General features: G+C 60.4%; 21 protein-coding genes and 1 pseudogene. 6 read left to right on the top strand and 16 right to left on the bottom strand.

Annotation, left to right across the window (positions count from 1 at the left end):
* Positions 1 to 31: 31 nt before the first annotated feature.
* The 5 genes from pheS to thrS all read right to left on the bottom strand — a co-directional run bounded on the left by pheS (position 32) and on the right by thrS (position 4273).
* The gene (gene pheS, locus VXM67_RS11145) at positions 32 to 1048 is read right to left on the bottom strand and encodes a phenylalanine--tRNA ligase subunit alpha (protein ID WP_023379798.1); all 1017 of its coding nucleotides are present in this window, start codon (positions 1046 to 1048) and stop codon (positions 32 to 34) included.
* Between the two features lie 111 nt (positions 1049 to 1159).
* The gene (gene rplT, locus VXM67_RS11140) at positions 1160 to 1516 is read right to left on the bottom strand and encodes a 50S ribosomal protein L20 (RefSeq protein WP_003250671.1); all 357 of its coding nucleotides are present in this window, start codon (positions 1514 to 1516) and stop codon (positions 1160 to 1162) included.
* A gap of 28 nt (positions 1517 to 1544) precedes the next feature.
* On the bottom strand, positions 1545 to 1739 hold the full coding sequence (gene rpmI / locus VXM67_RS11135) for a 50S ribosomal protein L35 (protein WP_003250667.1): 195 nt from the start codon (positions 1737 to 1739) through the stop codon (positions 1545 to 1547).
* 60 nt (positions 1740 to 1799) lie between these two features.
* Positions 1800 to 2351 carry a translation initiation factor IF-3 gene (gene infC / locus VXM67_RS11130; protein WP_013972005.1) on the bottom strand — a complete coding sequence of 184 codons (552 nt, stop codon included), beginning with the start codon at positions 2349 to 2351 and terminating at the stop codon, positions 1800 to 1802.
* The gene (thrS, locus tag VXM67_RS11125; protein WP_023379797.1) at positions 2351 to 4273 is read right to left on the bottom strand and encodes a threonine--tRNA ligase; all 1923 of its coding nucleotides are present in this window, start codon (positions 4271 to 4273) and stop codon (positions 2351 to 2353) included. The genes infC and thrS overlap by 1 nt, the downstream gene beginning before the upstream one ends.
* A gap of 336 nt (positions 4274 to 4609) precedes the next feature.
* Between thrS and VXM67_RS11120 the strand changes: the two genes are divergently transcribed.
* Positions 4610 to 4915: a hypothetical protein gene (locus VXM67_RS11120; RefSeq protein WP_023379796.1), complete on the top strand. Its 306-nt coding sequence runs from the start codon at positions 4610 to 4612 to the stop codon at positions 4913 to 4915.
* A 150-nt stretch (positions 4916 to 5065) separates the two neighbouring features.
* A complete protein-coding gene (locus tag VXM67_RS11115; protein WP_023379795.1) occupies positions 5066 to 5278 on the top strand; it encodes a cold-shock protein in 213 nt (70 codons plus the stop codon).
* Between the two features lie 75 nt (positions 5279 to 5353).
* On the opposite strand, the gene VXM67_RS11110 is transcribed toward VXM67_RS11115, so the two are convergent.
* A complete protein-coding gene (locus tag VXM67_RS11110) occupies positions 5354 to 5671 on the bottom strand; it encodes an I78 family peptidase inhibitor (protein ID WP_023379794.1) in 318 nt (105 codons plus the stop codon).
* Positions 5672 to 5959: 288 nt separating this feature from the next.
* On the opposite strand from VXM67_RS11110, the gene VXM67_RS11105 reads away from it, so the two are divergent.
* The gene (locus VXM67_RS11105) at positions 5960 to 6172 is read left to right on the top strand and encodes a hypothetical protein (RefSeq protein WP_023379793.1); all 213 of its coding nucleotides are present in this window, start codon (positions 5960 to 5962) and stop codon (positions 6170 to 6172) included.
* Here VXM67_RS11105 and VXM67_RS11100 read toward each other — a convergent pair.
* The 5 genes from VXM67_RS11100 to VXM67_RS11080 form a co-directional block, all read right to left on the bottom strand.
* On the bottom strand, positions 6144 to 7118 hold the full coding sequence (locus VXM67_RS11100) for a nucleoside hydrolase (RefSeq protein WP_104882672.1): 975 nt from the start codon (positions 7116 to 7118) through the stop codon (positions 6144 to 6146). The genes VXM67_RS11105 and VXM67_RS11100 overlap by 29 nt on opposite strands.
* A gap of 60 nt (positions 7119 to 7178) precedes the next feature.
* Positions 7179 to 8327, bottom strand: coding sequence for a PQQ-dependent sugar dehydrogenase (locus VXM67_RS11095; RefSeq protein ID WP_023379791.1), 1149 nt, complete (start codon positions 8325 to 8327; stop codon positions 7179 to 7181).
* A gap of 24 nt (positions 8328 to 8351) precedes the next feature.
* Positions 8352 to 8669, bottom strand: a complete 318-nt coding sequence (locus tag VXM67_RS11090) for a hypothetical protein (protein ID WP_023379790.1) — start codon at positions 8667 to 8669, stop codon at positions 8352 to 8354.
* Positions 8670 to 8866: 197 nt separating this feature from the next.
* Entirely contained in the window at positions 8867 to 9841 is a 975-nt protein-coding gene (speB, locus tag VXM67_RS11085; RefSeq protein ID WP_027907813.1) for an agmatinase, read from the bottom strand.
* A 25-nt stretch (positions 9842 to 9866) separates the two neighbouring features.
* Complete coding sequence (locus VXM67_RS11080) at positions 9867 to 10946, bottom strand: extracellular solute-binding protein (RefSeq protein ID WP_023379788.1); 1080 nt, start codon at positions 10944 to 10946, stop codon at positions 9867 to 9869.
* Positions 10947 to 11047: 101 nt separating this feature from the next.
* Here VXM67_RS11080 and VXM67_RS11075 point away from each other — a divergent pair, with 101 nt between their 5' ends.
* The gene (locus VXM67_RS11075) at positions 11048 to 11941 is read left to right on the top strand and encodes a LysR family transcriptional regulator (protein ID WP_023379787.1); all 894 of its coding nucleotides are present in this window, start codon (positions 11048 to 11050) and stop codon (positions 11939 to 11941) included.
* A gap of 81 nt (positions 11942 to 12022) precedes the next feature.
* Here VXM67_RS11075 and VXM67_RS11070 read toward each other — a convergent pair whose 3' ends face one another.
* From VXM67_RS11070 to VXM67_RS11060, 3 genes and pseudogenes are all read right to left on the bottom strand, one after another.
* Positions 12023 to 14458: a TonB-dependent receptor gene (locus tag VXM67_RS11070; protein WP_023379786.1), complete on the bottom strand. Its 2436-nt coding sequence runs from the start codon at positions 14456 to 14458 to the stop codon at positions 12023 to 12025.
* A gap of 122 nt (positions 14459 to 14580) precedes the next feature.
* A complete protein-coding gene (locus VXM67_RS11065; protein WP_148299908.1) occupies positions 14581 to 15453 on the bottom strand; it encodes a FecR domain-containing protein in 873 nt (290 codons plus the stop codon).
* Between the two features lie 7 nt (positions 15454 to 15460).
* A pseudogene (locus tag VXM67_RS11060) lies at positions 15461 to 15964 on the bottom strand (RNA polymerase sigma factor); the annotation flags it as partial.
* Between the two features lie 135 nt (positions 15965 to 16099).
* Here VXM67_RS11060 and VXM67_RS11055 point away from each other — a divergent pair.
* Positions 16100 to 16588 carry an LEA type 2 family protein gene (locus tag VXM67_RS11055; protein WP_023379785.1) on the top strand — a complete coding sequence of 163 codons (489 nt, stop codon included), beginning with the start codon at positions 16100 to 16102 and terminating at the stop codon, positions 16586 to 16588.
* An 18-nt stretch (positions 16589 to 16606) separates the two neighbouring features.
* Here VXM67_RS11055 and VXM67_RS11050 read toward each other — a convergent pair whose 3' ends face one another.
* Complete coding sequence (locus VXM67_RS11050) at positions 16607 to 16870, bottom strand: hypothetical protein (RefSeq protein WP_023379784.1); 264 nt, start codon at positions 16868 to 16870, stop codon at positions 16607 to 16609.
* Between the two features lie 127 nt (positions 16871 to 16997).
* On the opposite strand from VXM67_RS11050, the gene VXM67_RS11045 reads away from it, so the two are divergent.
* Positions 16998 to 17318, top strand: coding sequence for a YqjD family protein (locus VXM67_RS11045; protein ID WP_027907811.1), 321 nt, complete (start codon positions 16998 to 17000; stop codon positions 17316 to 17318).
* Positions 17319 to 17324: 6 nt separating this feature from the next.
* On the opposite strand, the gene VXM67_RS11040 is transcribed toward VXM67_RS11045, so the two are convergent.
* Positions 17325 to 17942 (bottom strand): tRNA isopentenyl-2-thiomethyl-A-37 hydroxylase MiaE, encoded by a 618-nt coding sequence (locus VXM67_RS11040; protein WP_023379782.1) that lies wholly within the window; start codon positions 17940 to 17942, stop codon positions 17325 to 17327.
* Positions 17943 to 18069 lie beyond the last annotated feature (127 nt).

Below are 18069 nucleotides of genomic sequence, written 5' to 3'. Positions count from 1 at the left end.
GCTGTTCTCCTGAAAATTGCGTCGGATAGGCCTAGCGGAATTGCGCTAAGAACCGCAGGTCGTTGTCGAAGAACAGACGCAAATCGTTGACGCCATAGCGCAGCATGGCCAAGCGCTCGGCGCCCATGCCGAAGGCGAAACCCTGGAACTCTTCCGGGTCGATGCCAGACATGCGCAGCACGTTCGGGTGCACCATGCCGCAACCCATCACTTCCAGCCAGCCGGTTTGCTTGCACACGCGGCAGCCGTTGCCAGCGCACATCACGCACTGGATATCCACTTCGGCGGACGGCTCGGTGAAGGGGAAGAACGACGGGCGGAAGCGCACGGCCAGCTCTTTCTCGAAGAACACCCGCAGGAACTCTTCGATGGTGCCCTTGAGGTCGGCGAAGTTGATGCCGCGGTCGATCAGCAGGCCTTCGACTTGGTGGAACATCGGCGAGTGGGTAATGTCCGAGTCGCAGCGGTAGACGCGGCCTGGGCAGACAATGCGAATCGGCGGCTGGCTCGATTCCATGGTGCGGACCTGTACCGGCGAGGTATGGGTGCGCAGCAGCATGTTGGCATTGAAATAGAAGGTGTCGTGCATCGCCCGGGCCGGATGGTGGCCTGGGATGTTGAGCGCTTCGAAGTTGTGGTAGTCGTCTTCGACCTCCGGGCCTTCGGCGATGCCGTAGCCGATGTGGGTGAAGAACTGCTCGATGCGCTCGAGGGTACGGGTGATCGGGTGCAGGCCGCCAGTGGTCTGGCCACGGCCTGGCAGGGTCACGTCAATGCATTCGGCGGCCAGGCGAGCGCTGAGCTCGGCCTCTTCAAAGGCGGCCTTGCGTGCGTTGAGCACGTCGGTGACGCGTTCCTTGGCGTCGTTGATCAGCGCGCCGACTTTCGGCCGCTCTTCGGCTGGCAGGTTGCCCAGGGTCTTCATCACCTGGGTCAGTTCGCCCTTCTTGCCGAGGAATTGAACCCGGATCTGTTCCAGGGTAGTGATGTCTTCAGCGCGTTCCACGGCCTCGAGGGCTTGGGCAACCAGCGCGTCCAGGTTTTCCATGTACAGACTCCAGATACGAAAATAGGGGAAGAGCTTTTGAAGGCTCTTCCCCTATCGATGACGTTTTACACCCGGCGCCGCAGCGCGCCGCCGGATGATTGTCGTGGGTACTTAAGCCAGAACGGCTTTAGCTTTCTCGACAATCGCAGCAAACGCCGCTTTTTCGTTCACTGCCAGGTCAGCCAGAACCTTACGGTCGATTTCGATCGACGCCTTTTTCAGGCCAGCAATCAGACGGCTGTAGGACAGACCGTTGGTGCGGGCACCGGCGTTGATACGAGCGATCCACAGGGCGCGGAACTGACGCTTCTTCTGGCGACGGTCACGGTAGGCGTATTGGCCAGCCTTGATGACAGCCTGCTTGGCGACGCGGAATACGCGCGAGCGTGCACCGTAGTAGCCTTTAGCCAGTTTCAGAATTTTCTTGTGACGCTTACGAGCGATAACGCCGCGCTTTACACGAGCCATGAGTAACTTCCTCTATCTTTGACCGAAATTAACGTACGCGCAGCATGCGCTCGACTTTTGCAACGTCAGACGGGTGCAGCAGGCTGGCACCGCGCAGTTGACGCTTACGCTTGGTCGACATTTTGGTCAGGATGTGGCTCTTGAAAGCGTGCTTGTGCTTGAAGCCGGAAGCGGTCTTCAGGAAGCGCTTTGCAGCACCGCTCTTGGTTTTCATTTTTGGCATGTTGGAACTCCGCATTCGATAAAATTACACATAATCATCAGGCCTGCCGTGCCCGGGAGATTACTTCTTTTTCTTGGGGGCGATGACCATCATAAGCTGGCGTCCTTCCATCTTCGGATGCTGCTCAACGGAGCCGTATTCGGCGAGGTCGGCTTCGACCCGCTTCAACAGCTCCATGCCCAGCTCCTGGTGAGCCATCTCACGGCCACGGAATCTCAGAGAGATCTTGGCCTTGTCCCCATCAGTAAGGAAACGTACCAGGTTGCGTAGTTTTACCTGGTAATCCCCTTCTTCCGTCCCTGGACGAAACTTGATTTCTTTGATCTGGATCTGCTTCTGGTTTTTCTTGGCTTCGTTGGCCTGCTTCTTCTTCTCGAAGAGGTGCTTGCCGTAGTCCATGACCTTGCAGACGGGCGGTTGCGCGTCTGCAGAGATTTCCACCAGATCCAGCTTCGCTTCATCAGCGATTCGAAGCGCTTCATCAATCGAGACGATGCCAATCTGCTCGCCGTCAGCGCCAATTAACCGAACCTCGCGTGCCGAGATATTCTCGTTGATCGGGGCTTTCGGTGCAGTTCGTTTATCGTTTCTCATTTCACGCTTAATAGTCATTACTCCGATTCTAGGCGACCGCGCTGGGCTACAGCGCTGTTGAGCAGCTGCGTGAATTCAGCCACCGGCATGGAGCCGAGGTCTTTGCCTTCACGGGTGCGTACGGCGACGGTCTGCGTTTCGACTTCGCGATCCCCTATAACCAAAAGGTACGGGACCTTGAGCAAAGTATGCTCGCGGATTTTAAAGCCAATCTTCTCGTTTCTCAAGTCCGACTTGGCACGGAAACCGCTACCGTTCAGGGCTTTTTCTACTTCGAGGGCGAAATCGGCCTGCTTGTCGGTGATGTTCATGATCACCGCTTGGGTTGGTGCCAGCCAGGCAGGGAACACACCCGCGTAGTGCTCGATCAGCATGCCGATGAAGCGCTCGAACGAACCGAGGATGGCACGGTGCAGCATGACCGGGCGCTTACGGTTGTTATCTTCGGCGATATAGCTGGCATCCAGACGCTCAGGCAGGTTCGGGTCGTACTGCAGCGTACCGCACTGCCAGTTACGACCGAGGCAGTCGCGCAGGGTGAACTCGATCTTCGGACCGTAGAACGCCCCCTCGCCCGGCTGGTATTCCCACTCGAGGCCCGACTCGTTCAGCGCATCGGCCAGGGCGCCTTCGGCGCGATCCCACAACTCTTCGGAACCCACGCGCTTGGCGGGACGAGTCGACAGCTTCATGGCGACGTCGGTGAAACCGAAGTCCTTGTACACGTCCAGGGTCAGCTTGATGAAGTCGGCAGCTTCCTTCTTCACCTGGTCTTCGGTGCAGAAGATGTGCGCATCGTCCTGAACGAAGCCACGTACACGCATGATGCCGTGCAGCGCGCCAGACGGCTCGTTACGGTGGCAAGCACCGAATTCGGCCAAGCGCAGCGGCAGGTCGCGGTAAGACTTGAGGCCCTGGTTGAACACCTGCACGTGGCACGGGCAGTTCATCGGCTTGACGGCAAAATCGCGGCTTTCCGACGAAGTGGTGAACATGTTCTCGGCGTAGTTGGACCAGTGGCCGGAGCGCTCCCAGAGGATACGGTCGACAACCTGTGGGGTCTTGATTTCCTGGTAGCCGTTCTCGCGCTGGACTTTACGCATGTACTGCTCGAGTACCTGGTAAACGGTCCAACCATTGGCGTGCCAGAACACCATGCCGGGTGCTTCTTCCTGCAGGTGGAACAGGTCCAGCTGCTTGCCGATCTTGCGGTGGTCGCGTTTTTCGGCTTCTTCGATGCGCTGGATATAGGCGGCCAGCTGCTTCTTGTCGGCCCAAGCGGTGCCGTACACGCGTTGCAACTGTTCGTTCTTGGCATCACCGCGCCAGTAGGCGCCGGACAGCTTGGTCAGCTTGAAGGCCTTGAGGAAACGGGTGTTCGGCACGTGCGGGCCACGGCACATGTCGACGTATTCTTCGTGGTAGTACAGCCCCATGGCCTTCTCGTCGGGCATGTCCTCGACCAGGCGCAGCTTGTAGTCCTCGCCACGGTTCTTGAACACGTCGATGACCTCGGCGCGCGGAGTCATCTTCTTGATGACGTCGTAGTCCTTGTCGATCAACTGCTGCATGCGCTGCTCGATGGCGGCCAGGTCATCCGGGGTGAAAGGACGCTCGTAGGCGATGTCGTAATAAAAGCCTTCGTCGATCACCGGGCCGATCACCATCTTGGCGGTCGGGTACAACTGCTTCACCGCGTGGCCGATCAGGTGGGCGCACGAGTGACGAATGATCTCCAGTCCCTCTTCATCTTTAGGGGTGATGATCTGCAGGGTGGCGTCGTTCTCGATCAGGTCGCAGGCATCGACCAGCTTGCCGTCGACTTTACCGGCCAGGGTGGCCTTGGCCAGACCAGCGCCGATCGAGGCGGCGACTTCGGCTACGGATACGGCCTTGTCGAACGAACGTTGACTGCCATCGGGAAGAGTAATAATGGGCATGGCGCCTCCTCTCCTAGTGGTGACCCCTACCAAAGGTCACGTGGGTTGGGATGAGCCAGTACAAGATCCGACCTGCCTTTCCCTTGGGAAAGCCTGCCTCACAGTGGCAGAAACCTTTCGGCTTGCCAGGGGGACCTGAGTGACTGGAAAGTGAAAAAGATAAATGTAGGCGCCGTCAGGGCAGCCACAAGCCGGCCATGCTAGCACGCGGGTTGCACAGCAGGCAGAAATATTTGGGAATTACGCGGTTGTGGTGAACTAACGCGGAAAAAATCCTATCAGACCTTGGGAAGCAACCTACTCTTGATGAGACCTTAACCCAAGGAGTAACCGGTTATGCGACTTCACTCTCTTCTGGCCCTGGCGGCCGCTAGCGCCCTGCTGCTGCCTGTCGCTGCGAACGCTGGCAACTTCCCCCCTGGGAAGGAGGCTGGTTACATGGCCCAGTGCACCCAAGTGGCCAGCGGACAGGGCGTGGACGCTGCGACCGCGAAAAAGCACTGCGAATGCGGCGCGCAAGCCATCAAAAAGAATTTCAGCGATAAGGAGATCGAAGACCTGGATAGCAAGGACGGCGTTGACGCCAAGCTGATGCAGAAAGCGCAAACTGTCGTGCAGGCGGCATGCAAACCGAAGTCCTGAGCAAGCAATCAACACTTTGTTTGCCCTGGATCAGTATCCTGCGAAGGTAAAAGGCGCTAGATGCGCAGAATTAGACTATGATGTCGCCGGTGCTCCGTAGCCTCGGCCGCATTGCACCACTGAAAAATTAAATGTCTGGAGATTCACCCCATGTCCAATCGCCAAAACGGCACCGTCAAATGGTTCAATGATGAGAAAGGCTACGGCTTCATCACCCCAGCAGGCGGCGGCGACGACCTGTTCGTACACTTCAAGGCCATCGAAACCGACGGCTTCAAGAGCCTGAAAGAAGGCCAGACTGTTTCCTTCGTCGCCGAGCGCGGCCAGAAGGGCATGCAGGCTGCTCAGGTTCGTCCGGAGTAATTCGGACAGCTGAAAAAACCCGCCTCCGTGGCGGGTTTTTTTTGGGTGTCCGCCGGGCACGCTCGGCCCTGCCCCTTAACCGCAGTTGGCGCGGATGACTACCCCTCGCTCGTCGACATTAAGGTTCAAACGCTCGGAGCGATACTCCAGGGTGACCACGTCATGGGGTTTGAGGATGCGTGCCATTTGCGAGCCGCTGGCCTTTCGCGCCTGCTCGAGCAGTTCGGCGCTACCTGGCTTGCCAATGGCGAAATCGGCCCCACTGGCATCGCAGCGCCCATCGTTGCCAGCCGCCGCTGCCGGGGCACCGCCGCCCGAGTGACCGCCAGAGCTGCAACCTGCCAGGACGGACGCCAGTAGCAGGGTCGCCAGGGAAGCACGGGTACGGAACATGAATCCTCCTAAAATCAATCCGGGAACTGCCTAATGCGACAGCTTCACTCATAGTTTGTTGCAAAACCGCACAAGTCTGCCTGATCTCGCCAGTCGAGACGAAAAGCAATCGTGACTGAATTTTGCACCAGCCTCTTGGTTTGCCCGACATGGCCTTTTATTCTTAAGTCGCAGGGTGCTTGACGCAAAGTCATGATTTACTGCAAGAAGTGGAGCGCATCATGCCTCCCTCGAACGCCAGGGTCAGGTGTTCGCCTCTCCATACCGGGCCTTCAGCGAGAGCCTTCCATGAGCAGCCACAGCATCGACGCCGACATCAAGGTCAAATGGGCCGAGGGCCAGAGCGCCTACAGCCCTGGCACCCCGGAGGAGCTGCTTTTGATCGCCATCGACCTGCTGGTACGTGACCGCGGTGCCGAAGCGGCGCGCAGTTTCGTCGAGCAGGTCATCGAGCGCTACGCCCCACAGCCGGCTATCGCAATCTCGCCAGACGCTCACTGAGCAGATCGAACAGCCCCTGGGCGTCGCCCTGCGATACCCACATCACGTTTGCCGGACGCTTGAGCACACCGTACCAATCGGCGATGGTCTGGCCGAAGGTTGCGCCTTCACGGCTGTCTACCACCAGATGGACACGTCGACCACTGAACAGTTCTGGCTTGACCAGGTAGGCGATGACGCTGGCGTCATGCACAGGCCCGCCGGGCATCCCATACACGTCCATGTCGTGCTTGATGTAGGCGTTGAGTATATCCACCACCACTTGACTGGCACGGTTGTGGATAGCCGCCAGCTGCCGCAGACGAGCATCGCTGGTGAGTAGCGTATGGGTCAGGTCCAGCGGCAGGTAGGTCAGGCGAACGCCACTTGCCAGCACTACCTCGGCGGCGTGAGGATCGGCATAAATGTTGAATTCCGCCGTCGGCGTGATGTTGCCGCCGTTGAAGTGGGCACCGCCCATGACCACCACGTCCTTGATGCCCTTGGCTATTTCCGGACGCTGGATCAGCGCAAGTGCCAGGTTGGTCTGCGGGCCGAGCATGGCCAGGGTGATGCTGTGAGGTTCAGCGGCGCCCAGGGTATCGATCAGGTACTGCACGGCATTGCCCTGACTCAGGGGCTTGGCCGGCTCATGAACCGTCACACCACTCAAGCCTTCTTCACCGTGCAATTCGGCGGCATGGACAGGCGCACGTACCAGTGGCCGGGCGGCCCCGGCATACACCGGGATATCCTCCCGACCACCCCACTCACAGGCCAGGCGAGCATTGCGCGAGGTCTTGGCAAGGTGCACATTGCCAGCCACGGTGGTGATCGCACGAATACTCAGCTCATCTGGCGATGCCATGGCCAGTAACAGCGCGACCAGATCGTCGGCCCCGGGATCGGTGTCGATGATCAGCTCACAGGGTGCGGCCCGAAGGCTGGTGATGGAGGTGGCAGGCATGAGACGACTCCCTGGAATGCATGCTTGAGCATAGGCACTCCTGCGACCTGCGGCTCGACCTCAATCTTCGTCCAACCCAACTTTCAGCAGCTTTCCATCCTTCTCATCGGTCAACACATAAAGATAACCGTCCGGTCCCACCCGCACATCTCGAATCCGCGCCTTGAGCTGGCCCAGCAGCCGCTCCTCATGGACGACCTTGTCTCCCACCAACTGCAGTCGGATCAATTCCTGGGTGGCCAGTGCGCCGATGAACAAGTTGTGGCCCCAGGCTTGGAAGGTGGGGCTATCGTAGAACGCCATGCCGCTGATTCCGGGTGACTTCTCCCACACATGGTGCGGGTCGATCATGCCATCGACGTGCTTGCCCTCGGCTTCGGGGATCGGCAGCAGCGAATAGTTGATGCCATGCGTTGCGATGGGCCACCCGTAATTCTTGCCCGCTTGCGGGATGTTGATCTCGTCACCGCCGCGTGGGCCATGTTCGTGGGTCCAGAGTTTTCCGGTCCATGGATTGAGGGCAGCGCCCTGCTGGTTGCGATGGCCGTAAGACCAGATCTCCGGGCGCACGGCGTCCTGGCCGACGAAGGGGTTGTCCTTCGGCACGCTGCCGTCGGGCCACAAGCGCACGATCTTGCCCTGCAGCTTGTCAAGGTCCTGGGCGGCGGGCCGCTGGTTGTTCTCGCCCAGCGCGATGAACAGGTAGCCGTCTCGGTCAAACACCAGCCGCGAACCAAAGTGGTTGCCCTCCGACAGCTTGGGCAACTGACGGAAGATCACGGTAAAGTTCTCCAGTCGTGCACGATCCGCCGAAAGCTGGCCGCGACCGACGGCCGTCCCGGCCTTGCCGTCGCTGCCCTCCTCTGCAAATGACAGGTAGACGGTACGGTCCTTCCCGAACTCAGGCGACAGCGCCACATCCAGCAAACCACCCTGCCCTTCGGCCCACACCTTGGGCACGCCACTGACGGGTGGTCCAACCTTGCCCTCGGCATTGACGATGCGCAGATTGCCAGGCCGCTCGGTCACCAGCATGTCCTTGCCACCCGGTAAAAACGCCAGTGACCAGGGATTGCGCAGGCCATCGGCCACGGTATCGACGATCAACGGCCCCTCTTCACTGGGAAACTGCTGCTGGGAAGCGGCTTGGGCCAGCAGCGGGAATAACGCTGCGGCGGTCAGGGTAATCAGCCAGGTGGGTCGTGTCATGCAGGGTTCCTTCCGATGCGGGGCTCACGGCACGCGCTGGGTGTCGCGCGGTGGCCGAGTGGGTTCAAGGTTTGGCGCTTGCTGCTGACGCCGAAGGTTGTCGCCGTTACCGATGCCGCGGTTGTCCAGGCTGGGCGTGCGCTGAATGGGCACGGTCGAAGGCCCGCGTACCGGAGGCGCCGGCTGGACGCTACCTTGGCGGCTATTCGGATTGGCGCGCTGGATTGGGCTGTTGTAAGGGTTGTTGTTGCCAGCAGCGAGCTGCAGCGGCTGGAGGGGCGCCGCTTGCAGTGGCAAGCACAGCAACAGGCCGAGGCCCAAGGTTGGCATCGTGATGTTCATGCTTCACCTCCTGTACGAAAATGACGCGCCTCGAAGGTTGGATAGCCTAAGGCGCAAGGGGTTCGCGGCAAAAGTGTGAAAGCGGATGGAGTTGATTCGTGATGTTTCAGTATGGGCCTTTGGCGGCGCTGTACCTGACCGTTGCGACGCAAGGCCATCGGTCCTTTCCGATGGCCTGGTCGCCGGCCAGCCGACGCCTACAGACCCCGTGATGTGTCGGTGAGTTTGTGTCGCGCCGCATACAGGCAGAGCATTTCCATGGCCAGGGTTGCCCCCGCCAGGGCAGTGATATCGGCATGATCATAAGCCGGCGCCACCTCCACCAGGTCCATGCCCACCAGGTTGATGCCACGCAATCCACCCAGAATCTCGAGGGCCTGTACGGTGCTAAGGCCACCGCATACCGGGGTCCCCGTGCCTGGGGCGAAAGCTGGGTCGAGGCAGTCGATATCGAAAGTCAGGTATACCGGCCGATCACCGACTCGCTGGCGGATCGCTTCGATAACCGCCTCCGTGCCCAGGCGATGGACCTGGCGGGCATCGAGGATGGCAAAGCCCTGGCTGTCGTCATTGGTGGTGCGCAGGCCGATCTGCACGGAATGCGTTGGATCGACCAAGCCTTCGCGCGCAGCGTGCCAGAACATGGTGCCATGATCGATGCGCTTGCCATCTTCGTCGGGCCAGGTGTCGCTGTGTGCATCGAAGTGAATCAGCGCCAGCGGCCCGTGGCGCCGGGCATGGGCCTTGAGCAGCGGGTAGCTGATGAAGTGGTCGCCGCCCAGGGTCAACATGGCACACCCTGCTTCGAGTATCCGATTGGCATGGGCCTCTATGCTTTCCGGCACCGACTGTGGCGTCCCACTGTCGAACGCACAGTCGCCATAGTCGATGACCGCCAGGTGGTCGAAGGGATCGAACGCCCAGGGCCAGTGCCGTGCCCAGGCTTGCTGCACCGAAGCGGCACGAATCGCTCGCGGCCCGAAACGTGCGCCTGGGCGGTTGCTGGTGGCGGTGTCGAAAGGCACCCCGCTCACCACTACATCCACCCCACGCAAATCGCGGCTGTAGCGGCGCCGGGAGAAACTGGTAATGCCTGCGTAGGTGCTTTCAGCAGCAGTGCCGTACAAGCTGTCGCGGGTCATGGCCTGGTCATTGTTGGCGGCTTGGTCCACGGTGTCGCTCCTATGTCGTTATCGATTACTGCCCGCTGCGAAATGCCGTCCACAAGCGGTTGCGCTGGCGCAGGTCGGACAATGCCATGCTGCGGTCGGCGTACAGACGCTCACGCACCGCGGCAGGTGGATAGATATCCGGGTCGTTACGTACCGCGTCGTCCACCAAGGGGGTGGCGGCCTGGTTGGCGTTGGCGAAAAACAGCGTATTGGTCAGCGCGGCTACCGATTCTGGCTTGAGCATGAAGGCGATGAACGCCCGGGCAGCCTCCGGATGCGGGGCATCCTTGGGAATGACCAGGTTGTCCTGCCACACCAGGGTGCCTTCCCGCGGAATGCGGTAGATGAGCTGGAATGGCTTGCCGGCCTTGCGCGCCTGGTCGGCCGCCATGGCGGCGTCGCCGTTGTAGGTCAATGCCAGGCACACGCTGCCGTTGGCCAGGTCGTTGATCTGGCGGCCGTTGGCGACGTAGCTGATCGACGGCTGCAGTTGGTCCAGCAACTGGCGGGCGGCGGCAAGCGCGTTCTTGTCCTGGCTGTACGGGTCTTTACCGAGGTAGTTAAGGGCCAGGCCGATGACCTCCTGGGGTGAGTCGGGCATGGCGATCCCGCATGATTTGAGTCGGCTGGCGTACTCGGGCTTGAACAGCAGGTCGAGGCTGTCCAGCGGCACGTCACCCAATCGCTCGCGCACCGCTTCGACATTCACCCCCAGGCCCAATGTGCCCCAGGTGTAGGGCACTGCGTAACGGTTACCGGGGTCGGCCTCGGCCAGTTTTGCCAGCAGGTCCTTGTCGAGATTGGCATAGCCAGGCATTGCCTGTGCGTTCAAGGGTTGTAACGCACTGGCCTTCAGCGCACGCGCCAGCACCGTGGAAGATGGCACCACCACATCGTAGCCGCTCCCCCCCGTCAACAGCTTGGTTTCCAGCACTTCGGTGGTGTCGAAGGTGTCGTAGCGGACCTTGTAGCCGGTCTCGCGCTCGAAGCGCTCAAGGGTTTGCGGCGCGACATAGTCCGCCCAGCTGTAAAGGTTCACGACCTTCTCTTCGGCCTGCAGCGGCAAGGCCAGTACCAGGGACAACAGACACAACGATCGACGCATGACGAACACCTCGGCAAATGGGTGGATGCCGCCAGCATGCCAGCCGAGTTACATTGCAAGAATGGCAAGTTTGTAAAGCTGACATTCATCAGGAGCAATGTATGCTTGGCCAACTGCAAGACCCCGACCTGCACCTGCTGCGGCTGTTCGTCACTGTAGTAGAGGCCGGTGGTTTCAGTGCCGCCCAGGGCGTACTTGGGCTCAGCCAACCCACCATCAGCCAGCGCATGGCGCAGCTGGAAACCCGCCTGGGCTATCGCCTGTGCAACCGTGGCAAGGGTGGCTTCCGACTGACTGAAAAAGGCCAGTTATTGCTGGATGCTGCCCGCGAATTGTTGCTGAACATCGAGCACTTTCGTCAGCAGGCCAATGGCGTTGGCGGAAGGCTGCTGGGGACTGTACGGCTGGGTTTGGCAGAGGGCCAGGACACGTCGGTGAGCCTGCGCATCGCCAACGCGATATCGCGCTTTCGTGAGCGGGACGAATCCGTCCAGTTGCAATTGATCAGCGCACCACCGGCAGAGTTGGAACGACTGTTGCTGGAGCAGCGGCTGGATTACGCCATCAGCTACTTCTCCGGTAACCAGGCAGCGTTCGATTACCAACCGTTGTTCGAAGAGCGCCAGCGCTTGTACTGCGGCAAGGGCCACGCGCTGTTCGCGGTGCCGCACGTCGAGCACGGACAGTTGCTCGAAGCGGACCAGGTTCGTCACCCGTATCGCTTTCTCAAATCAGGCGAGCCGTTTCAAAGCCACCGAAGCATGGCGGTGGCGGAGCAGACCGAAAGTGTACTGGCATTCATCCTGTCGGGCCGACATATCGGTTACCTACCGTGCCATTACGCAGCACCTTGGGAGGCGCAAGGTCTGCTGCGAGCGCTGGATCCGGCGCTGGATTTCCTTGTGCCGTTCACTTTGGCCTGGCATCGAGTGCAGGCCTGCGGGGAGGCGCAGGGCGCATTCGTGGAGGATCTGCAAGGGGCGTTCGTCTCATGAAACGATCAGTCGGCGCCTACAGGGCGCGTAAAGCACCTGTAGGCGCCGGCCGGCGATCCGGCCAGCACGCGCAAGCACCGGTTAGTAGGCCATGCTCCAGGTCAGGGTGTAGGTCCGGCCCCGTCCTTGGTAGTCATACAGGTAAGCTGGCCCATAAGTTGGTGAGTAGAACAATGTCGCTCGCTGCCCCCAGACCGTACTGTACTGCTTGTCCAGAAGGTTCTGGATACCCGCGCTGAAGGTGCCGAAACCGGTGTCCTGGCTGGCCAGCAGGTCGAAGGTCGTATACCCGTCGATCTCGTGGTCAGCGTCATCCTTCAAGCTGAATGCATGGTTGGCCTGCAGGCGTGCGCTACGGCCGTCACCTTTCCAGCCAACGAACGCAGTGGATTTGGACAACGATGCATATCGAGCGTCGCGCTTGTCCCAGCCGCCATTGGCGTCTTCTTCCTCAGAGCGGGTGAGGTGCAGGGTGCCGCCCGCCTCCCAACCGCTCTGAAAGTGCCGGGTCAACGCCCCTTCAAAGCCAAAGTCTCGGCTCTTCTGGTCTTCCACATCGATGGTCAGCGTCTGCGAGTCGACGTTGATGATCTTGTCCGACCAGATGTAGTACAACGCTGCCTGGGCATCCCAATCCAGATCGGCGTAGCGCCAGCCGAGCTCGACCTGACGACTCTTGATACCCGCCAGCGGGTTGTCGGCCACGCTCAGGCCTTGCTTGCCGTAGTATTTGGCAGGGTCTGGCAGGTCGAAACCTTCACCGTAGTTGGTCCAAACCTGGTGGCCATTCTTGAAATCGTAGATGGCTCCCATGTTGTAAAGATTGACCTGGTAGTCATTGCTGCCGCCCGGCACGCCCTTGAAATCGCTGACATCCACGTCCATCTGCTGGCGTCGTGCGCCTGTGGACAGGGTCAGGTTATCGGTCGCATGCCAATCGAGCTGGGCGTAAACGGACACACCGTCGACCCGGTAGCTGGGGTAACGGTCCGCCTTGCTGGCTTTGTCCAGGTCCAGGCCACCGCTTTCAGACGAGGTCAGTGCATCGAAGGTGGTCTGCTGGGCATTGAAGCGCTCTCGGTCAAGGTCTACCCCGTAAGTGAGCTTGAGCGTATCCCACTGCTTGGCGAACAACCCTTTGAGGCTGGTGACCTCGAAATTCTGCTGCGACGCGGCGAAGTACACGCCGCGCGAGCCGGTGGGAGTGGCGCGGTTGTAGTAAGGGAACGGATAGAAATTGTCGTCCTCCTTGCGATACGAAGCTTGCAGGTAGAAGTCCTGGCCCAGCACATCGGTGTGGTGGTAGTTGGCATTGAGTAGCAGACGACGGGTGCGAGGTTCCAGGTCAGAGGAATAACCACCGCGCAGCTCGGCGTCTTCTAAGTCTGACGGTGCGTTGTAGTTGAGGTTGGGGAAGTAGATGCCGGTGCTGCCGTGGTTACCGGAATCGTAGTACTGGGCCAACAGGTCGAGGCTCTGCTCGTCGCTCAAGGTGAGCCCCAGGGTGCCGAGCACATCGAGGGTGCGGTTGTACTGCAAGTCGGTCTGAGTGTTGTCGATGAAAATCTGGTCGCCCGCACCGTCATAGAACGCCTCGTTCTGTTCGCCGGAAACTCCCAGGCGAGCCTTCACCCGCTCATTGCCGCCGCTGACCGACTGAGCGAAACGAGTGGCCAGGTCGTCGCTGTTGTTGAAGCCGCTGCTGGCGCCAAACTGAGTCTCGAAACGTGCAGGCCCCGGCTCGCCCTTCTTGGTCACGATGTTGATGATGCCGCCGGTGGCACCACCGCCATAGATGGCGCTGGCGCCGGACAACACTTCCACGCGCTCGACGTTGAACGGCGAGATGCTATCGAACTGGCGCGACAAACCGCGCGAACTGTTCTGGCTGACACCGTCGATCATCACCAACACGTTGCGCCCGCGCATGTTCTGGCCGTAGTTGGTGCGGCCTTCAGGGGCCAGGTCCAGGCCAGGCACCAACTTGCCGATGGCCTCCTTGAGACTGACGCCGCTGTCGATCTGCTCGCGCAGCTGCTGTTGGTCAACGACCCAGACCGTACCAGGAATTTCACTGATGGCAGTGCTGGTACGCGACGCCACGCTCACTTCGATGGGCTTGAGATTGATCGCCTGCGGCGCACCTTCGGCCCTGCGCAGGGTTACGGTGCGGACGTCGCTGAACTGCCAGGCCATGTCGCTTCCGGCCAGCAGCTGTTGCAATGCCTGCTCGATGCTGTAGCTACCCTGCAGTGCCGGGCTGGTGAGCCCTGCGACGTCGCTGGTGGTGTACAGCAGGTGCAAACCCGCCTGGTCGGCAAACGCGGTCAGGGCCTGGTCGAGGGCCTGCGCAGGGAGATCGAGCTGTACCTGTCGAGCTTCGACCCGGGCTTGATCGCGAGCGGAGTCGGCCCAGACCTGCAGCGGGCTGGCAAGCATGGCCAGGGCGGTGCAGGACAGCAAGGCATGATGGAACCGACCGCCGCGGCGGTGCAAAGGCTTGAGCGTGAGTGTCACGAATAAGCTTCCAGACAAGTCGTAAATGAGAATGGGTTGCTGATCAGTCCCACTACGACGATCTGGCCTGCATGAACTTGCAGTGCTGAATGAAAAAAATTTCGATTATTTTTTCTGACGACTCAATGCACTACAGCCAGCCATGGCAGATAGGTGACCTTCAGGCCGTAACGCTGCTCGAGTGTGCGCAACAAAGCGTGAGGCTCGTCAAGATCGAAAACGCCACTGACTTGCAGTGTGGCCAGCTGGCTGTCCGACAACAGGATGCGACCCTGCTGATAACGCTCAAGCTCTGCCAGCACCTGGCCCAATGGCTTGCCATTGAAAATCAGCTTGCCGCGCTGCCAGGCTGTCTGCGCGCTGGCGTCTGCCGATACCGGCACGAGCTGCCCCGCTACCCTTGCCTCACCTTCGGCCAGCACCACCCGGCCGTCGCTGCGCACGCTGAACACGGCGGTGTCGCCCCGCACGGTCTCATCGCCAGTATCGACAACAAAGGGGCGCACATCGTTGACCGTTTCGAACAACGCCTCGCCGGCCCGCAACACGACCCTGCGCTCATGATCGGTAAAGGCCACGGTCAAGGCGCTGGCACTGTTGAGCACCACCCGCGAGCCATCGGCCAGGGTAATGCTCTGCCGCTGCCCCACGCCTGTGTGATAGTCCGCCAGCCAGACTGGGGCCTGCTGCCAACCGCTGTAGCCCGCCACCAACAGCACCACTGATGCGGCGATGCCAGCAAACCAGTGGCGCTTGCGCGGTGCCGGCGACGCAATGAACGATGCGGCAGCGGAAGTGCCGCCGATATCCTCCCAGAGCGCTTGGGCCTCCCGCGCCGCCTCGGCATGGGCCGCGCTGAGCTGGCACCAGCGTTGATAGCGTGCGTGGTCTGCCGCACTGGCGTTGCCAGAATGCAGCAGCACCTGCCAGTCAAGGGCGTCGTTGGACAGGTCGCTGGTCGGTGGAGGCGCGGGCATGGCAAGGGCATCAGTCATGGTTGTGTTTGACCCAGTCACGGCAGTGGCGCAGGGCTTGGCCGATGTATTTTGCCACCATGCTCTCGGAAACGCCCAGCCGCTGTGCAATTTGCGCCTGGGTCAGGCCTTCGACGCGGTTGAGCAACAGGGCTTCGCGGGGTTTGCTGGGCAATTGCAGCAGCGCTTGGTCGAGTATCTGCAAACGCTCGCGGGCAAGCAGCGCCGCTTCCGGCGCGGGGGCCGGACAGGCAATCTCTCCCGCACCGTCACTGTCATCGTGGCGGGACGCGATACGCTGCTCACGACGCAGGGCATCGATCGCCAGATTGCCGGCCACGCGAAAGATGTAACTGCGCGCATGCAGAACCGGTATCGCCTGCTGATCGACCTGTACGAGCTTCAGATAGGTCTCCTGCGCCACATCGGCGGCCCGCTGCCGGTCGTTCATACGCCGGGTGAGAAACTGCAGCAGGTCGTCGTAGTGCTCCTGGAAACTTGCCAGCAGACCAGACACGGGAGACGTCAGCATTGAGTGAGAAGCAGCCAGTAAGAGAGATTATCGGGCGTTAATGAGAAACAGTATCTTTCATAAGGCCCGAGACTTTCAACGTCCTCGTGCATTTGCCACACTGCATGCTGATTTTCTAACGAAAAGGCCACCTCTATGCGTGACCGTCTTGTGCGCTGCGCCCGTTATGCACTGATGCTATTGATGGCGCTTGGGCTCGGTGCCTGTGCGCTGTTCCAGGCGCGCGACCCACTGAACATCAGCGTCATCGGCATCGAGCCTTTGCCAGGACAAGAACTGGAGATGCGCATGGCAGTGAAGATGCGCGTGCAGAACCCTAATGATGCATCGGTCGATTACGACGGTGTCGCACTCAATCTGGAAGTGAATGGCCAGCCACTGGCGGCCGGCGTCAGCGACCAGAAGGGGCACATCGGCCGATACGACGAAGCGGTGATCGTGGTGCCGGTCAGCATCACTGCGTTCTCCTTCCTGCGCCAGGCCTATGGGCTGCGCAAGCTGGACTCACTGCAAGGCCTGCCCTATGTGTTGCGCGGAAAACTGGCGGGAGGGTTGTTTGGCACGGTGCGTTTCACCGACCAGGGCAAGCTTGACCTGCCTCAGGGTGGCAGCCTTTATCGTTGAGTGCAGGATATCAGGCGCTCAACGATTGGCGCTGGCGGCGGCCATCAGCTTGTTGACCTCGCTGCGCACCATGTTTGCGTATTCCGGTGGCGACATGCTGTCAAGCTCGGCACGTACCCACTCGGCCCATTTGCCTTTGCGCCGGGGCTTTTCGGCAATCAGCCGCGCGGCCTCGCCCTTGGCTTTGCCGAGGTTGTTCTGCCACAGTTCGAACAAGCGGGCCTTTTCTGCCTCGATCTGCGCCCGTTCCTCGAAGCTCTTGTTGGCCAGATTGAAACTCATGGGGATACCTGCATGTGAAAAATGGTCGCTATCTTACACTGTAGGGGCGAATGATCGGTAAGCCGGCGCAACTTTCCCGCCGCACCGGCATCCATTATTCAACTCACCCATCGACGAGGATGTGTTCATGGCCCGGAAAACCGCCCTGATTACCGAAAGCGAACAAATCAAGGACCAAGTGTTCAGCGAGCTGCAGGCATTGATCGAAGAGTCAGAGAAGCTCCTCAACGACAGCGCCTCCCTGGTAGGCGAAGAGGCAGAAACCCTGCGCGCCCAAGTCAGCCTCAAATTGCGCCAGGCCCGTGAGTCTGCCAACCGGGTACGTGCCAAGGCCCAACCCGTGATGGATGCCACCCAGGACTACATTGGCGGGCATCCTTGGCAAACCGTTGCCATTTCCGCGGGCTTTGGCTTGGTCATCGGGTTGTTGCTGGGGCGGCGTTCTTGAAGTGGATCAGGCAGCCTGCGCCATGGGGATACCGCTGTGAAAGCGCAATTCCTGATCGGGTGAACTGATCAGTTCGACCTCTGCCTCGCGCACCAGCTCCACACGCTTGGCAATATCCGCCTCAGCACCGTACTGGTGTGCAAGCTTCAGGTAACCCTGATAATGGCGCGCCTCGCTTTTCAGCAGCCCGTGATAGAAGGTGCCGAGCTCTTCATCCAGGTGCGGCACCAAGGCTGCGAAGCGCTCGCAACTACGCGCCTCGATAAAGGCCCCGACAACCAGTGTGTCGACCAGTTTGACCGGCTCGTGGGCCCGTACCAGACGGCGCAGACCCGACGCATAACGCCCGGCGGAAACCGGCCGCAATGGCACACCACGACGCTTCATCAGACGCAGCACCTGTTCATGATGCACCAACTCTTCACGGGCCAGGCGCGACATCATGTTGATCAGGTCCAGGTGCGTGTTGTACTTGGCGATCAGACTCAGCGCGGTGCTGGCAGCCTTGAACTCGCAATTCTTGTGGTCGATCAGCAAGGTTTCCTGATCCGACAGCGCCGCCTCGATCCAAGCGTCTGGGGTGGGACAGCCGAGGAAAGCGTCGATTTCGGGGATCAGGGACATAAGCACACAACCACACAGGACAGGCAGGACCAGGAATTATACCGGCGGCGTCGGCCAACGCCAGTGGCTATGCTTGATGTACATCAAACGGCGGCGTGCGCGGCGCGGACTATAGTCAGGCACAGGT

The organism is Pseudomonas sp. Rh2 (assembly GCF_040762985.1).
Classification (GTDB): domain Bacteria; phylum Pseudomonadota; class Gammaproteobacteria; order Pseudomonadales; family Pseudomonadaceae; genus Aquipseudomonas; species Aquipseudomonas taiwanensis.
The sequence above is the reverse complement of the archived record's forward strand: the minus strand, read 5'-3'. Positions and strand labels throughout refer to the sequence as shown.

Bases quoted from the DNA above. Each gene is read 5' to 3' on its own strand.
- VXM67_RS11095 (WP_023379791.1), bottom strand. From the start codon at position 8,327: ATGACACGACCCACCTGGCTGATTACCCTGACCGCCGCAGCGTTATTC.
- VXM67_RS11055 (WP_023379785.1), top strand. From the start codon at position 16,100: ATGCGTGACCGTCTTGTGCGCTGCGCCCGTTATGCACTGATGCTATTG.
- VXM67_RS11115 (WP_023379795.1), top strand. From the start codon at position 5,066: ATGTCCAATCGCCAAAACGGCACCGTCAAATGGTTCAATGATGAGAAA.
- infC (WP_013972005.1), bottom strand. From the start codon at position 2,351: ATGACTATTAAGCGTGAAATGAGAAACGATAAACGAACTGCACCGAAA.
- VXM67_RS11080 (WP_023379788.1), bottom strand. From the start codon at position 10,946: ATGCGTCGATCGTTGTGTCTGTTGTCCCTGGTACTGGCCTTGCCGCTG.
- VXM67_RS11040 (WP_023379782.1), bottom strand. From the start codon at position 17,942: ATGTCCCTGATCCCCGAAATCGACGCTTTCCTCGGCTGTCCCACCCCA.
- VXM67_RS11105 (WP_023379793.1), top strand. From the start codon at position 5,960: ATGAGCAGCCACAGCATCGACGCCGACATCAAGGTCAAATGGGCCGAG.
- VXM67_RS11100 (WP_104882672.1), bottom strand. From the start codon at position 7,118: ATGCCTGCCACCTCCATCACCAGCCTTCGGGCCGCACCCTGTGAGCTG.
- thrS (WP_023379797.1), bottom strand. From the start codon at position 4,273: ATGCCCATTATTACTCTTCCCGATGGCAGTCAACGTTCGTTCGACAAG.
- rplT (WP_003250671.1), bottom strand. From the start codon at position 1,516: ATGGCTCGTGTAAAGCGCGGCGTTATCGCTCGTAAGCGTCACAAGAAA.
- VXM67_RS11110 (WP_023379794.1), bottom strand. From the start codon at position 5,671: ATGTTCCGTACCCGTGCTTCCCTGGCGACCCTGCTACTGGCGTCCGTC.
- VXM67_RS11075 (WP_023379787.1), top strand. From the start codon at position 11,048: ATGCTTGGCCAACTGCAAGACCCCGACCTGCACCTGCTGCGGCTGTTC.
- pheS (WP_023379798.1), bottom strand. From the start codon at position 1,048: ATGGAAAACCTGGACGCGCTGGTTGCCCAAGCCCTCGAGGCCGTGGAA.
- VXM67_RS11090 (WP_023379790.1), bottom strand. From the start codon at position 8,669: ATGAACATCACGATGCCAACCTTGGGCCTCGGCCTGTTGCTGTGCTTG.
- VXM67_RS11050 (WP_023379784.1), bottom strand. From the start codon at position 16,870: ATGAGTTTCAATCTGGCCAACAAGAGCTTCGAGGAACGGGCGCAGATC.
- rpmI (WP_003250667.1), bottom strand. From the start codon at position 1,739: ATGCCAAAAATGAAAACCAAGAGCGGTGCTGCAAAGCGCTTCCTGAAG.
- VXM67_RS11045 (WP_027907811.1), top strand. From the start codon at position 16,998: ATGGCCCGGAAAACCGCCCTGATTACCGAAAGCGAACAAATCAAGGAC.
- VXM67_RS11120 (WP_023379796.1), top strand. From the start codon at position 4,610: ATGCGACTTCACTCTCTTCTGGCCCTGGCGGCCGCTAGCGCCCTGCTG.
- VXM67_RS11065 (WP_148299908.1), bottom strand. From the start codon at position 15,453: ATGACTGATGCCCTTGCCATGCCCGCGCCTCCACCGACCAGCGACCTG.